We start from the raw sequence: 13648 nt of genomic DNA on the forward strand, positions 1-13648 counted from the left end.
CGACCGTCAGAAGAACAAGAGAACCCTTTTCGCCATGGCTCTGCGCGTTCGCCTGATCCTGTTGGTCCTGGCCGTGTTGCTGCCCGCTGTCGGGGCGGCGGCCTGGGCCGCGCTGGCCGCCTGGCGCTCGGGCCAGGCCGCGCTCGAGCGGCAGGCCAGCGAGGACGCGCGCGCCCTGAGCCGCGCGATCGACCGCGAGTTCACCCGCTACGCCGCCATCGCGCGCGCGCTGGCGGCCTCGCCGCTGCTGGACCACGCGCCGCGCCTGAGCGAGCCGGAGCGCGCCGCCTTCGACCGGGGCGTTCGCCGAGCGATCGATGGCTCGCCGGTGTCGGTGGAGCTGCTCAGTGCGTCGGTGCGCTGGCTGGACACCCGCCTGCCGGTGGGCGCGCCACCGAGCCGCCGCCCTTCCGGGACCCCCGCGCTGGTCGCCTCGTCCGGCGTGCGCGCGCTGGAGCGGGGCGAGGGCCTGGCCTGGGTGGAGCCGGTGTTTCGCCAGGGGCCGGGCCCGGCAATGAACCTGCGCCTGGTGGTGCCGCCGGCCGAACTGCAGCGGCTCATGGACCAGCGCTCCCTGCGCGAGGGCTGGGGGAGGCAGCTGCTCGATCCGCGCGGGCGGGTGGTGGCGCGCCGCCCGGCGCCGGTCGCGGCCGAGGCCGAGCGCGCGCTCGACGGTCTGATCCGCGAGAGCCTGGCGGGCCGGGGCGAGGGCCGCTTCGCGCTGCGCACGCCCGCGGGCGTGCCGCTGCGCGTCCACTTCAGCCGCACGCCGCAGGGTTGGACCGCGCTCACCACCGTGCCGCGCGCACCGCCCCCGCCCGCCTTCGCCGGCGGGGGCGGTGGCACCCTGCTGGCCACGCTCGTGCTGCTGGCCCTGGCGGTGGCCGGGGCCGCGTGGGTGGCGCGCGCCGAACTGCACCGCCAATTGGCCGAAGCCGTGGAACGCGCGCGCCAAGCCGAGCGCGGGGCCGCCAGCCGCGAGCGGGTGGAGGCGCTGGGGCGCCTGACGGGGCGCGTGGCGCACGAGTTCAACAACCTGCTCGGCGTGATCAGCAACAGCGCCTACCTGATTCAACGCCAGGCCACGCAGCCGGCGCTGGCCATGCCGGTGGCCGCCACGCTGCGCGCGGTGGAGGCCGCGAGCCGGCTCACGCAGCAGCTGCTGCGTTTCGGCGGGCGCCCGCGCGCGCGGCCCCGCACGCTCTCGCTGAGCGAGTGGCTGCCCGAGCGGCGCGACCTGCTGGGCGTGGTGCTGGGCCGGCGCGTCGAGCTGCACATCGAGGTGCCCGACGAGGAACTGAACGTCTGCGTCGACCCCGACGAGCTGGAGCTTGCGCTGGTCAACCTCGCGCTGAACGCGCGCGACACGCTGTCCGAGGGGGGGCGGGTGTGGGTGGGGGCCGAGCGCGCGAGCGCGGCGCTGTCGGCGGACCTGCCGGACGGCCGCTACCTGGGCATCGCGCTGCGCGACAGCGGCCCGGGCCTGGAGGCCGCGCGGAGCCGGCGCGTGTTCGAGCCCTTCTTCATGGCCCAGGAATCGACACCGGAGTCTGGCCTCGGGCTGAGCCAGGTGCGTGGCCTGTGCGCGCAGGCGGGCGGCAAGGCCGTGCGGCGCCAGCGGCCAGGGCAGGGCAGCGAGGTCGTGCTGGTGCTGCCCGCGGTGGCGGCCGAGGCGCCGGACGAGGTGCCGCCGAGGACCGCGGCGGGCGGTGACGGGCTGGCGCCGCTGCGCGCCCGCGTGCTGCTGGCCGAGGACAACGACGCGCTCGGCGACGTGACGGAGGCGCTCATTGAAAGCATGGGCGCGCGCGTGGAGCGCGCCGCGCACGCCGCCCAGGCGCTGGAGCGGCTGGAGCGCGGCCCCGCCGTGGACGTGCTGCTGACCGACCTGGCCATGCCCGGCGCACTCGACGGCCTGGACCTGGCGCGCACCGTGCGCCGGCGCTGGCCCGGCGTGCGCGTGGTGCTGATCAGCGCGCAGGGCGACGCGCTGGCCGAGGTGGAGAACTTCCCCGTGCTGCGCAAGCCCTGTGCCCCGGCGGTGTTGTTGGCGGCACTGCGGCCGGCGTCGGCGGATGGCTGGGCGGCCGCACCGGGGGCGGGCACGCCATGTGCCCCATGAGCGTGTCGCGCACCGCGACTGCGCGCGTGACCTTGTTCAACCCCTTCGAGGACACACCACCATGGACCAGAAAGCACTGATCAACTGCCTGAACGACCTGATCGAAACCTGCAAGGACGGCGAGTTCGGCTTCCGCAGCACGGGCGAGCACCTGCACATCGCCGACCTGCAGCGCCTGTTTCTGGCGCGCGCCGAGGAATGCAGCCAGGCCGCCTCTGAACTGCAGGCGCTGGTGCTGCAGCTGGGCGGCAACGCGCAGGAGCGCGGTTCGGTTGCCGGGGCCGCGCACCGCGGCTGGGTCGCGGTCAAGGGCACGCTCGCCGGCTACAGCGATGTCGCCATGCTCGAGGAAGCCGAGCGCGGCGAGGACGTGGCCATCGAGCGCTACCGCGAGGCCCTGGCCAAGGAACTGCCGCCCGATGTGCGCGTGGTGGTCGAGCGCCAGTACGAAGGCGCCAAGCGCAACCACACGCAGGTGAGGGCGCTGCGCGACCAGGCCCGGGCGATGGCGGAGTGAGTCGTCCGATCGCGGCCCGCGCTGCGCGGGCCGCCCGCGCCGGGCAGCCCGTTCAGTGCCGCGCGTTCAGTGCCGCGCCGGTGGCTCGCCCGCGTATTCCTTGAGCCGGTTGTAGAGCGTCTTCAGGCTGATGCCCAGCACGGCGGCCGTGCGCTCCTTCTGCTGTTGGCAGTCGTTCAGCGTGGCCTCGATCAGCAGGCGCTCGGCCTGCGCCATCGACACGCCGACCGGCAGCGTGATGGCGGACGCCCCTGGGCCGGACAGGGCGGGGGCCGCTTCGGCGGCGGGCAGGGGCAGCCACTGCGCGTCGATGGACTCGCCGTCGGCCATGACATAGGCGCGGTGCACGGCATTGCGCAGCTCGCGCACGTTGCCGGGCCAGGGGTAGGCCGCGAGCTGGCGCAGGGCCGAGGCGTCGAAGCGCCGGACCCGGCCTTCGCGGCGCGAGATGTCTTCCAGGAAGTGCCGCGCGAGCAGGGGCACGTCGTCCAGGCGCTCGCGCAGCGGCGGCAGTTCGATGGGGAAGACCGCCAGGCGGTAGAGCAGGTCCTCGCGCAGCTTGCCCTGGGCCACGGCCTCGTGCGGGACGCGGTTGGTGGCGGCGATGATGCGCACGTCGGTCTGCAGGCTCTGCGTGGAGCCCACGCGCATGAAGCGGTGGGTTTCCAGCACGCGCAGCAGCTTGACCTGCAGGTCCAGCGGCATCTCGGTGATCTCGTCGAGGAACAGGGTGCCGCCACAGGCGCGCTCGAAGAAGCCCAGGTGCTGGCGGTCGGCGCCGGTGAAGCTGCCTTTCTCGTGGCCGAAGATCTCGCTTTCCATGAGGTGGGGCGAGATGGCGCCGCAGTTCACCGCGAGGAAGGGGCCGGCGTGGCGGCGGCTGAAGCCGTGCACGGTCTGCGCCACCAGTTCCTTGCCGCTGCCGCTTTCGCCGGTGATCAGCACCGTGACCGAGGTGGGCGCGACGCGGTGGATCTGCTCGTAGACGCGGCGCATGGCGGGGCTCTGGCCCCACAGCAGGCCGAAGCGGCCGCCGTCGGCGGCGGGGTCGCGCGGCGCGGGGACCGGCGCCGCCGCGGCCTCCCCGGCGGCCCGGGCACCGCAGCGCGTGAGCACGCGCTGCAGCTGCTGCATGGCGATGGGCTTGACCAGGTAGTCGGCCGCGCCGCGGCGCATGGCTTCGATGGACGAGTCCAGGCTCGCGTGGCCGGTGACGAGCACGATGTCGGAGTCGTTGATCAGCTGAGGGTCGGAGAACAGATCGAGGCCGTTGCCATCGGGCAGCTGCAGGTCGAGCAGCACCAGGTCCGGTGGCTGCAGGGCGATCTGGCGGCGCGCGTCGCGCAGGGTGTGGGCGACGGCCACCGAGAAGCGGTCGGCGCGCACGAGTTCGCGCAGCGTGGTGGCGGAGTCGGTGTCGTCATCGACGATCAGCACATGGTTCATTCGTGGCGTTCTCCCTGGTGGTCTTGGCTGTCACGGGACTGGACCGGCCATCATGGGCGCCGCAGGGGCCAGCGTCTGTTTCGATATGTGTGCGCGCCGGGCACGTGGCTTGCCCCCCGCGGCCTGGTTCCCGGCGGAAACCGGCCATGACACGCGAGCGGCCGACGGACGGTCGGGCCGGCGCGGGCGGCCATCGGGGGCCCGACCCGCTCAATCGCCCCGCGGCGCGCGCTGCCCGCGCCGGCGCGCGGACACGCAGGTGAACTCGGCGCCGATGAGAAAGACCTGGGCGCAGAAGTACACCCACATCAGCAGCGCCACCAGCGAGGCCGCCGCGCCAAAGGCGGAGAGCACGGCGCTGCCGCCGATGTACCAGCCCAGCGCGGTCTTGCCGAGCGAGAACAGCAGGGCCGCCACGGCCGCGCCCAGCCAGATGTCGCGCCAGGGCAGGCTCAGGCGCGGCATGCCTTTGTAGAGCGCGGCGAACACGGCGGTCATGAGCGCCAGGCTGAGGGCGAAGTTGAAGGCCTCGGCCAGCCCCGGCAGTCCGGGCGCGAGCCAGGCCGGCCACCACCAGGTGGTGGCCGCGGCCAGCGCCGCGCTCAGCGCGATGGAGCCCATCAGCAGCAGGCCGCAGGCCAGGATGGCCACGACGGCGAGCGCCCGCGCGCGCAGACCCACCCACCAGGGCGGCGGCGGCAAGGATTCGCTGCGCCAGATGCGGTCCAGCGCCGACTGCAGCTCGGCCAGCACGGTGGTAGCGCCGAACAGCAGGGCGGCCCCACCGGCCAGGCCCGCCCACCCCGCCTCGGGCCGGTGCAGGGCTTGCAGCACCGATTGCACCGAGCGCGCAGAGGCTTCGCCGATGAGCGGCGCGAGGCGGTGCGTGAGTTCGCCGGTGGCCGCCCGCTCGCCGAAGAACAGGCCGGCCACCGAGACCGCGATCAGCAGCAAGGGGGCGGCGGAGAACAGCGCGTAATAGGCGATGGCCGCACCCATGCTGGTGGCGCCGTCCTCGCGCCAGGCGGCGTAGACCTCGCGCAGGAAGGACCAGGCGGCGCGCATCGCCGGCCTCACGGCGCGGCGGCCGTGGCCGCAGGCCTGCGCTGGTGGTCGAGCAGGTGGCTGATCTGCAGCGGGCTCACGGGTTTGGTCAGGTGCAGGTCGAAGCCGGCCTCCAGCGCGAGCTCGCGGTCGTGCAGCTGGCTCCAGCCGGTGACGGCCACCAGCAGCGTGTTCCCGCCCCCGGGCGAGCGGCGGATCTCGCGCGCCACCTGGTGGCCGGTGCGCCCGGGCATGCCGATGTCGAGCAGGCAGACGTCGGGGCGCTCCTCGCGCCACCGGGCCACGGCCTCGTCGCCGTCGTAGGCCATGTGCACTTCGTGGCCGTCGGCGTGCAGCAGGGCCGCCAGGGTGTCGGAGGCGTCGCGGTTGTCGTCGGCGATGAGCACGCGCAGGCGCCGCCGCTCGCGCGTGGCCGGCTCGTCGCCCCCGGCCGGCGCCGGCACAGAGGCCTGGCCCGCCGGCAGGCGGACGGTGAACACGCTGCCCTGGCCGACACCGTCGCTGGCGGCCGTGAGCGTGCCGCCGTGCAGCTCCACCAGCCCCTTGGACATGGCCAGGCCGATGCCCAGCCCGCCGCTGGTGCGCTCGCCCGCGTGGTGCAGCTGGGCGAACATGCGGAAGGCCTCGGGGATGGAGTCGGGCGGGATGCCGATGCCGTTGTCGCGCACTTCGATGACGATGGCGTCGCCGCGCTGGCCGGCGTGCAACTCGATGGTGCCGCCCGGGTCGGTGTACTTGGCGGCGTTGGTGAGCAGGTTGCCCACCACCTGCGCCAGGCGCAGGGGGTCGGCGTCGAACACGGTGGGCCGCTCGTCGACGAAGCTCAGCAGCTGGTGGCCCTTGGCGTCGATCAGCGGGCGGGCCGTTTCCGCCGCCGAGGCCAGCACGCCAGCCAGGTCGGTCGGCGAGCGGCGCAGGGCCAGCGCGCCGCGCGTGATGCGCGAGACGTCGAGCAGATCGTCCAGCAGCAGGGCCATGTGCGAGACCTGGCGGTCGATGACCTCGCAGCTCCAGCGTTTCTGCTCCTCGCTGGCGTGTGGCGACATGGCCAGCAGCGTGGCCTGGCGGATCGGCGCGAGCGGGTTGCGCAGCTCGTGCGCGAGCGTGGCCAGGAACTCGTCCTTGCGGCGGTCGCTGTCGCGCAGCAGCTGTTCGTTGCGCATGCGCTCGGAGATGTCGGTGAACCACACGCCCAGGCCGTCGGGAATGGGCGAGGCGATGCAGTGCAGCCAGCGCGGCTCGGCGCCCGCGTGGTCGACGGCGTCGAACTCGCAGGTGTGGGCCGATTCGATGGCGGTGACGCAGTAGCTGAAGGCGGGGTGGCCCATCCAGCGGCAGCTGGCGTTCTGCAGCACGCGCTGGCCCACCACCTCGCCCGGCGCGCAGTCCAGCGCCTGCGCGGCCGCGCGGTTGAGGTAGACCCACAGAAAGTCGACGATGCGCTCGCCCTGCCGCACGGGTCGCAGGATGACGAAGGGCGCGCCGGAAGACGTGAGCACGGCCTCGAAGCGCCCCTGCGTGGCGAGCAGCTCGTCCCGGGTGTGCGCGCGTTCGGTGAACATGGCGGCCTTGCGGGCGCAGATGTCGGCCAGGCGGTGCTCGCGCTCGGTGGGTGGGCGCGATTCGTCCAGGTGCACGGTGATGGCCCCCAGCACCTGGCCCTGGGAGCTGATCAGGGGCGTGCTGTGGACCGCGCGGATCGCCTGGGTCTCGAAGAAGTCGCGGCAGGCCTTGAAGGTCTCGCTGGCGCGGGTGTCTTCCACCACCACGCGCGCGCCCTGGCGGCAGGCCTCGGCGCAGGCGCCGGTGCTCAGGCCCTCGGCCATGGCGAGCGCGGCATCGTCGAAGCCCAGGCTGGCCTCGACGCGCAGGCCGTCCGCGCCGGGCTCGCACAGCGCGACCATGCCACGGCGCGCGCCGTGGAAGTGCACCAGGGCGGCCAGGATCATGCGCAGCTGCCGCGCGAGCTGCGGCGTCTCCAGCAGTTGCGTGCTCAGTTCGTGCAGGTGGTTCAGGTCATCGACCTGCTGGCTGAGCTGTTCGCGCGCGGCCTCCAGCTGGGCGTCGACCCGTTTGCGCTCGGTGACGTCCACGCAGGCGCCGCGCAGGCGCACCGCGCGCTGGCCGCGCCAGACGACGTGCACGCGCAGCAGCAGCTGCCGGGGCGGCGCGCCGTCGGCCGAGGGCACGCTCAGTTCGCGCTCGTAGTAGGCCGCGCCCTCTTTCAATCGCCGCTTGATGTGCTCGCGGCTGTCGGCCAGCAGGTGGGGCGGGATGCGCGCGGTCCAGTCGTCCAGGGGCACGGCCCCATTCGACACCGGCGCGCCGGCCAGCCGGGCCAGCACGGCCGAGGCCCGCACGGTCCGCTCCACGAGGTCGATGTCGAACACGCCGATGCCCGTGCCCTCGATGGCCATGGAGAGCCGGTCTTCCGCCAGGGCCGCACGCGCCCGCGTGATGCGCAGCGACCCCCCCAGGCCGACCAACAGCCCGCCCAGCAGCAGGTAGAGCGCCAGTCGCATCGGGTCGGCGCCGTTGGGGCTGGTCCAGGCGTCCAGCGCGGCCAGGGGCCAGCCGGTGCCGATGGCCCCGGCCAGCAGCAAGAGCACGCCGGGCCCCGGGCCCAGCGCGGCGGCCGCCACGGCAGCCGCCGGCAGGTAGAACACGAAGGGCCGCAGAGCGCCCACCGACGGCCACAGCAGCCAATGGAGCGCGCCGGCCAGCAGGGCGATCACCAGGGCGATGGCATACCGTTGCGCATTCGACATTTCCTTACCGTAGCGCCATTGGTTCATGGTGTCCGTATCCAGAAGAAAGCGTGGGCGCCCGGTCATCGGTGCCGGCGCCGGGAAAGGAACGTTCGCGGCGGCCGCCGGCTCCATGCGAAAAGGACGTTGCGATGGAACGCACCACCCCGACCCTCTCCCTGTGGCAACGCGCCCTGCGCCAGATGGCCGGTCTGCTGGCGAGGCCGGGACGCGACACGGCGGCCCGGGTGGCGCCACCGGGCGACGCGGACTGGGCGGCCCGCTCGGCGGTGGGCGAGGAAGACCCCGGCGCCAGCGTGGATCTGCTCGACACCCGGCCGCCGTCGCCGGAGGCGATCAGGGCGGGTGGGCCGCCGCGCGGCTGAGGCGACCGCGCGCCGGCGGCGGCGGCTCGGTCGGGCCGGGCACCGGCGGCGCGGGCGGCGGATCGCCCATCGGCGGCGGCACGGGATCGGTGAGGGGCGGTGGCGCAGGGGGCTGCACGGGTGGCGGAGGCGGTGTGGGCGGCATGGTGAGGCCGGGCCGGCAAAGGGCGTGCCCGGTGGCGGGGGCGCCCTGGGCGCGCCGCTTGCCAGCGGGCGGCACCTCCCTCCCTCAACCCCTTTGGAAAGGACCTCCCCATGAACCAAGTCAGTGAAGTGATGACCCGTGGCGTGCGCACCCTGTCGCCGCAAGACACCCTGCGCCTGGCCGCCCAGGCCATGGAAGAGATGGAAATCGGCTCCCTCCCCGTGTGCGATGGCCAGCGCCTGCTCGGCATGGTGACCGACCGCGACCTCGTGGTGCGTGGCGTGGCCCAGGGGCTGGCGCCCGAGCGCACCACCCTGAGCGAGGTGATGAGCCCGCATGTGCAGTGGTGCTACGAGGACCAGTCCATCGAAGAAGCCGCCCAGCTGATGTGCGACGCGCAAATCCGTCGCCTGCCGGTGGTGGACCACGACAAGCGCCTGGTGGGCCTCCTGTCCTTGGGCGACGTGGCGGTGAAGGCCGGCCCCGGCGACGCCGCCCAGGCCCTGCGGGACATCTCGCGGCCCGCACAGCCGGAGCGCGGCGGCCTGTCGCAGGCCAGTGGCCCGGCGGGCGGCGGCGCCGACGCCGCCGGGCGACGCTCATGAACCTTTGGAGGCGCTGCCCCTGGGCGGGGGCAGTTCCTTCGCCATCGTCAGGTGGCGCCGCAGGCCGGGCAGGCCGCGCGAAGCGAAGGCCTTGACGTCCGGGTCGTCGGCCCGGGCGGCGGCCTTGTCGAACAGCTTGATGGTGTCTTCGTGGGCATCGATGCCGAACGCCTCGACGTAGCGGCGGTGAAAGGTATCGCCCTGCGAGGTGGACAGCAGCTTGAGCCGGCCGCGCTGCAGCATGGAGGCCTCGCGCGGCAGTTCCACGCCCTTGGCGCGGGCCAGGGTGGCGAGCTCTTCGGCCAGTCGGGTGTGTTCTTCCACCATGGTCTGCGCGAAGCGCTGGACCTGCGGGTCGCTGGCTTTCTGCACGGCCAGGCGGCTAGCCTCGATCTCGGCGTGGCCGTTCTGCGCGGCCTGTTCCATGAAGCCGCTGTCGGCCCGGCTGGCGCGCGCGTCGGCCGGCGGCGGGCTGGGCGAGGCGCCCGTCTGCGCCCAGGACGGCAGCGAGAGCAGGGGCAGCGTGGCGAGTGCGATGGCGCGGCGGCGATGAAGTCGGGTCATGGCGGAATCTCCGGTGAACGAAAGGGCCCCGCGGGCGGCAAGCCGGGTGCCTGTGCCACGGCGCTTACGCCACGGCGGCGGGCGGGCACAGACCTTGCCGCCCCACCGGCGCGGGCCCTTCCACCCCGCGATGCAGGAGTCCCCATGAAAAAGTCCCGTGCCGCTGTCGATCTGCCCGCCACGCTGGAGCGCTCCTCCCCCAAGGCCCAGCGCACCTACGCCAAGACCCTGCTCAGCGCCGAGCAGCAATACGGCCCGGGCGAGCGCGCCAGCCGAACCGCCTTCGCCACGCTCAAGCGCGGCTTTGAAAAGGTGGACGACCGCTGGGTGGCCAAGCGGCGCAAGGGCCCCTCGGACCCGCGATCGGCCGGCCCGCGCTCGGCCGCCCGCCGCAACCGGGGCGAGACCTACGGGGGCGTCGACGGCATCGGCCACACCCGGGCCGAGCTGTACCGGCGCGCCGCCGCCCTGGGCATCCGGGGCCGCTCCACCATGCGCAAGGCCGAACTGGCCAAAGCGATCGGCGACCAGCAAAAACCCTGAGCCGCGCCAGCGGCGCCAGCGCCCAATGGGCGGAATTGGGCCGGTTTTGCGTGCGCTGCTTGGCGCCTAGGCTGCACGGCCTGATCGCACAATAGCCCCTGGCGGTATCCGTTGCCCGGCCAATGGGCTGTGTCCCGGATGCCATCGGGGGCGCGGTGCGCTCGCTAGAATGAATTTCATGGCTTCGCAGATACCCAAGAAACCAGAGACCCCGGCGGCCCCGCCCGCGACGGGCAGCGACGATGCGGTCGTGCTGGAACGGCGCACCCAACGCGTCCAGCCGCCCCAGATGTACCAGGTGGTGCTGCTCAACGACGACTTCACCCCCATGGAATTCGTCGTGCAGGTCATCCAGGAGTACTTCAGCAAGGACCGTGAAACGGCCACCCAGATCATGCTGAAGATTCACCTGGAGGGAAAAGGGGTTTGCGGCGTGTATTCGCGCGACGTGGCCAGCACCAAGGTAGATCAGGTGCTGCAGGCCGCCCGCTCGGCGGGTCACCCCTTGCAATGCTTGAGCGAACCTGTTGAATAAGCGTTCAAGCTCCCCATCTAGACCCTACATTCGTCTCAGGACGCGTATTCCGACCCCCAGCACAAAGGACGTGCCACATGATTGCCCAGGAACTTGAAGTCAGCTTGCACATGGCCTTCGTTGAGGCCAGGCAGCAGCGGCACGAATTCATCACGGTGGAACACCTGCTGCTGGCCCTGCTCGACAACCCCAGCGCCGCCGAGGTCTTGCGCGCCTGCTCGGCCAACATCGACGACCTGCGCAAGTCCTTGACCAACTTCATCAAGGACAACACCCCGCAGGTGGCCGGCACCGACGAGGTCGACACCCAGCCCACCCTGGGTTTCCAGCGCGTGATCCAGCGCGCCATCATGCACGTGCAGTCCACCGGCAACGGCAAGAAGGAAGTCACCGGCGCCAACGTGCTCGTGGCCATCTTCGGCGAAAAGGACTCGCACGCCGTGTACTACCTGCACCAGCAGGGCGTCACCCGCCTGGACGTGGTGAATTTCATCGCCCACGGCATCCGCAAGAGCGACCCGCCCGAGCCGACCAAGTCGAACGAGAGCGCCGCCGAGAACGAAGAGGCCACCGAAGCCAAGGGCAACGAGAAGGCCTCGCCGCTGGAGCAGTTCACCCAGAACCTGAACCAGATGGCCAAGGACGGCAAGATCGACCCGCTCATCGGCCGTGAGTACGAGGTCGAGCGCGTCATCCAGATCCTGTGCCGCCGCCGCAAGAACAACCCGCTGCTGGTGGGTGAGGCCGGCGTGGGCAAGACGGCCATCGCCGAGGGCCTGGCCTGGCGCATCACCCAGGGCGACGTGCCGGAGATCCTGGCCGAGTCCAACGTGTACTCGCTGGACATGGGCGCGCTGCTGGCCGGCACCAAGTACCGCGGCGATTTCGAGCAGCGCCTCAAAGGCGTGCTCAAGTCGCTCAAGGACAAGCCCAACGCGATCCTGTTCATCGACGAGATCCACACCCTGATCGGGGCCGGCGCGGCCTCGGGCGGCACGCTGGACGCGTCCAACCTGCTCAAGCCGGCGCTGTCCAGCGGCCAGCTCAAGTGCATCGGCGCGACCACCTTCGCCGAGTACCGCGGCATCTTCGAGAAGGACGCGGCCCTGTCGCGGCGCTTCCAGAAGGTCGACGTGGTCGAGCCCACGGTCGAGCAGACGGTGGACATCCTCAAGGGCCTGAAATCGCGCTTCGAGGAGCACCACAACGTCAAGTACGCCGTGGCGGCCCTGCAGGCCGCGGCCGAGCTGTCCGCCAAGTACATCAACGACCGCCACCTGCCCGACAAGGCCATCGACGTGATCGACGAGGCCGGCGCGGCGCAGCGCATCCTGCCGGCGTCCAAGCGCAAGAAAACCATCTCCAAGAGCGAGGTCGAGGAGATCGTGGCCAAGATCGCGCGCATCCCGCCCGCGAACGTGTCCAACGACGACCGCGGCAAGCTGCAGACGCTGGAGCGCGACCTCAAGAGCGTGGTGTTCGGCCAGGACAAGGCGCTGGAGGTGCTCGCCGCCAGCGTGAAGATGGCGCGCTCGGGCCTGGGCAAGGCGGACAAGCCGATCGGCGCCTTCCTGTTCAGCGGTCCCACCGGCGTGGGCAAGACCGAAGCGGCCAAGCAGCTCGCCTACATCATGGGCATCGAGCTGATCCGCTTCGACATGTCCGAGTACATGGAGCGCCACGCGGTGAGCCGACTGATCGGCGCGCCTCCGGGCTACGTGGGCTTCGACCAGGGCGGCCTGCTGACCGAGGCCATCACCAAGAAGCCGCACTGCGTGCTGCTGCTTGACGAGATCGAGAAGGCGCACCCGGACATCTTCAACGTGCTGCTGCAAGTGATGGACCACGGCACGCTGACCGACAACAACGGACGCAAGGCCGACTTCCGCAACGTGATCATCATCATGACCACCAACGCGGGGGCCGAGACCATGAACAAGGCCACCATCGGCTTCACCAACCCGCGCGCCGCGGGCGACGAGATGGCCGACATCAAGCGCCTGTTCACGCCCGAGTTCCGCAACCGCCTGGACGCCATCGTGAACTTCAAGGCGCTGGACGAGCAGATCATCCTGCGCGTGGTCGACAAGTTCCTGCTCCAGCTGGAAACGCAGCTCGCCGAGAAGAAGGTGGAAGTGACCTTCACCGACACGCTGCGCCAGCACCTGGCCAAGAAGGGCTTCGATCCGCTGATGGGCGCGCGCCCGATGCAGCGCCTAATCCAGGACACGATCCGCCGTGCGCTGGCCGACGAGCTGCTGTTCGGCCGCCTCACCGAAGGTGGTCGACTCACCGTGGACCTGGTCACCAAGACCGGCGAAGACGGCAAGGAAACGCAGGAAGTCGATCTGGACATCCAGCCGCTGCCGAAGAAGGAAGGCAAGGCCAAGCCGGAGGAGGCGACGGAGGTCTGAACCCGGCCGGTGCCAGGCACCTGCATTGCCTCAGATGCCCCGCGGAAGCGGGGCATTTTTTTTGGTTACGTTTCCGTCATCGGTGAGGTGACGGGTGCACCGCCATCTCATGCATTGGAGGTCTAGACTGCGCGTCCGGCGTCAGTCTTCAACGAACGCATTCAGGAGATGACATGTCCATTCCTGATCCCCTGTCCAGCGACGCGCGCGCGCATCTGCGCACCCAGTTGCACCACCGCCGCGAACAGCTCATTGCCCGCTTGCACCGGCGTGATCTGTCCGCCCTGGAAACCGACGACACCCTTGAAGCCGTCGATCGCATCGACAGCGCGATGGCGGGTCTCGACGAGCCCACGCCGGGCTGTTGCGTGTGGTGCGCGCAGCCCATTGCCCTGACCCGGCGCACCCTGATACCGCATGCGACGCTGTGCACGGCGTGTGCGCTGATGGGGGAGGGCCGGCGTCGCGGCGAGCGTTCCGGGCCCTCGTCGATCTGGGGCGAAGAGCTGCTGGCGGAGCTGGGGTAGCGCGCCTCCATTGGGCTCAGCCGGCGCGCGCC

The 13648-nt window shown here is 71.7% G+C and carries 12 protein-coding genes; 8 read left to right on the forward strand and 4 right to left on the reverse strand.

The window, feature by feature from the left end; translation table 11 throughout:
* Positions 1-34: 34 nt before the first annotated feature.
* Both SOM08_RS13920 and SOM08_RS13925 read left to right on the forward strand, forming a co-directional pair.
* Positions 35-2122, forward strand: coding sequence for a response regulator (locus SOM08_RS13920; RefSeq protein WP_322469128.1), 2088 nt, complete (start codon positions 35-37; stop codon positions 2120-2122).
* A gap of 61 nt (positions 2123-2183) precedes the next feature.
* Entirely contained in the window at positions 2184-2639 is a 456-nt protein-coding gene (locus SOM08_RS13925; RefSeq protein WP_116957213.1) for a PA2169 family four-helix-bundle protein, read from the forward strand.
* A gap of 66 nt (positions 2640-2705) precedes the next feature.
* Here the strand turns inward: SOM08_RS13925 and SOM08_RS13930 are convergent, their stop codons facing one another.
* The 3 genes from SOM08_RS13930 to SOM08_RS13940 all read right to left on the reverse strand — a co-directional run bounded on the left by SOM08_RS13930 (position 2706) and on the right by SOM08_RS13940 (position 7945).
* A complete protein-coding gene (locus SOM08_RS13930; RefSeq protein ID WP_116957214.1) occupies positions 2706-4085 on the reverse strand; it encodes a sigma-54-dependent transcriptional regulator in 1380 nt (459 codons plus the stop codon).
* 210 nt (positions 4086-4295) lie between these two features.
* Complete coding sequence (locus tag SOM08_RS13935; protein WP_322469129.1) at positions 4296-5150, reverse strand: YihY/virulence factor BrkB family protein; 855 nt, start codon at positions 5148-5150, stop codon at positions 4296-4298.
* Positions 5151-5158: 8 nt separating this feature from the next.
* Complete coding sequence (locus tag SOM08_RS13940; RefSeq protein ID WP_322469130.1) at positions 5159-7945, reverse strand: ATP-binding protein; 2787 nt, start codon at positions 7943-7945, stop codon at positions 5159-5161.
* Positions 7946-8049: 104 nt separating this feature from the next.
* Between SOM08_RS13940 and SOM08_RS13945 the strand changes: the two genes are divergently transcribed.
* Together SOM08_RS13945 and SOM08_RS13950 are read left to right on the forward strand one after the other, a co-directional pair.
* A complete protein-coding gene (locus SOM08_RS13945) occupies positions 8050-8283 on the forward strand; it encodes a hypothetical protein (RefSeq protein WP_116957217.1) in 234 nt (77 codons plus the stop codon).
* Between the two features lie 255 nt (positions 8284-8538).
* Entirely contained in the window at positions 8539-9033 is a 495-nt protein-coding gene (locus SOM08_RS13950) for a CBS domain-containing protein (RefSeq protein ID WP_116957218.1), read from the forward strand.
* On the opposite strand, the gene SOM08_RS13955 is transcribed toward SOM08_RS13950, so the two are convergent.
* On the reverse strand, positions 9028-9597 hold the full coding sequence (locus SOM08_RS13955) for a DUF4142 domain-containing protein (RefSeq protein ID WP_322469131.1): 570 nt from the start codon (positions 9595-9597) through the stop codon (positions 9028-9030). The genes SOM08_RS13950 and SOM08_RS13955 overlap by 6 nt on opposite strands.
* Before the next feature lie 144 nt (positions 9598-9741).
* Here SOM08_RS13955 and SOM08_RS13960 point away from each other — a divergent pair, with 144 nt between their 5' ends.
* From SOM08_RS13960 to SOM08_RS13975, 4 genes are all read left to right on the forward strand, one after another.
* Positions 9742-10140: a ChaB family protein gene (locus SOM08_RS13960; RefSeq protein ID WP_116957220.1), complete on the forward strand. Its 399-nt coding sequence runs from the start codon at positions 9742-9744 to the stop codon at positions 10138-10140.
* Between the two features lie 178 nt (positions 10141-10318).
* Positions 10319-10675, forward strand: coding sequence for an ATP-dependent Clp protease adapter ClpS (clpS, locus tag SOM08_RS13965; RefSeq protein WP_070398300.1), 357 nt, complete (start codon positions 10319-10321; stop codon positions 10673-10675).
* 77 nt (positions 10676-10752) lie between these two features.
* Positions 10753-13089 (forward strand): ATP-dependent Clp protease ATP-binding subunit ClpA, encoded by a 2337-nt coding sequence (gene clpA / locus SOM08_RS13970; protein WP_116957222.1) that lies wholly within the window; start codon positions 10753-10755, stop codon positions 13087-13089.
* A gap of 173 nt (positions 13090-13262) precedes the next feature.
* Positions 13263-13616 (forward strand): TraR/DksA family transcriptional regulator, encoded by a 354-nt coding sequence (locus SOM08_RS13975; RefSeq protein WP_116957223.1) that lies wholly within the window; start codon positions 13263-13265, stop codon positions 13614-13616.
* Positions 13617-13648 lie beyond the last annotated feature (32 nt).

Origin of the sequence: Hydrogenophaga sp. SNF1, from assembly GCF_034421675.1 — a bacterium.
GTDB classification, from domain to species: domain Bacteria; phylum Pseudomonadota; class Gammaproteobacteria; order Burkholderiales; family Burkholderiaceae_C; genus Hydrogenophaga; species Hydrogenophaga borbori.

What these genes read in the sequence shown, in the direction of transcription:
- clpS (WP_070398300.1), top strand. Translation starts at nt 10,319, where the DNA reads ATGGCTTCGCAGATACCCAAGAAACCAGAGACCCCGGCGGCCCCGCCC.
- SOM08_RS13935 (WP_322469129.1), bottom strand. Translation starts at nt 5,150, where the DNA reads ATGCGCGCCGCCTGGTCCTTCCTGCGCGAGGTCTACGCCGCCTGGCGC.
- SOM08_RS13920 (WP_322469128.1), top strand. Translation starts at nt 35, where the DNA reads ATGGCTCTGCGCGTTCGCCTGATCCTGTTGGTCCTGGCCGTGTTGCTG.
- SOM08_RS13975 (WP_116957223.1), top strand. Translation starts at nt 13,263, where the DNA reads ATGTCCATTCCTGATCCCCTGTCCAGCGACGCGCGCGCGCATCTGCGC.
- SOM08_RS13960 (WP_116957220.1), top strand. Translation starts at nt 9,742, where the DNA reads ATGAAAAAGTCCCGTGCCGCTGTCGATCTGCCCGCCACGCTGGAGCGC.
- SOM08_RS13945 (WP_116957217.1), top strand. Translation starts at nt 8,050, where the DNA reads ATGGAACGCACCACCCCGACCCTCTCCCTGTGGCAACGCGCCCTGCGC.
- SOM08_RS13930 (WP_116957214.1), bottom strand. Translation starts at nt 4,085, where the DNA reads ATGAACCATGTGCTGATCGTCGATGACGACACCGACTCCGCCACCACG.
- SOM08_RS13955 (WP_322469131.1), bottom strand. Translation starts at nt 9,597, where the DNA reads ATGACCCGACTTCATCGCCGCCGCGCCATCGCACTCGCCACGCTGCCC.
- SOM08_RS13925 (WP_116957213.1), top strand. Translation starts at nt 2,184, where the DNA reads ATGGACCAGAAAGCACTGATCAACTGCCTGAACGACCTGATCGAAACC.
- SOM08_RS13950 (WP_116957218.1), top strand. Translation starts at nt 8,539, where the DNA reads ATGAACCAAGTCAGTGAAGTGATGACCCGTGGCGTGCGCACCCTGTCG.
- SOM08_RS13940 (WP_322469130.1), bottom strand. Translation starts at nt 7,945, where the DNA reads ATGAACCAATGGCGCTACGGTAAGGAAATGTCGAATGCGCAACGGTAT.
- clpA (WP_116957222.1), top strand. Translation starts at nt 10,753, where the DNA reads ATGATTGCCCAGGAACTTGAAGTCAGCTTGCACATGGCCTTCGTTGAG.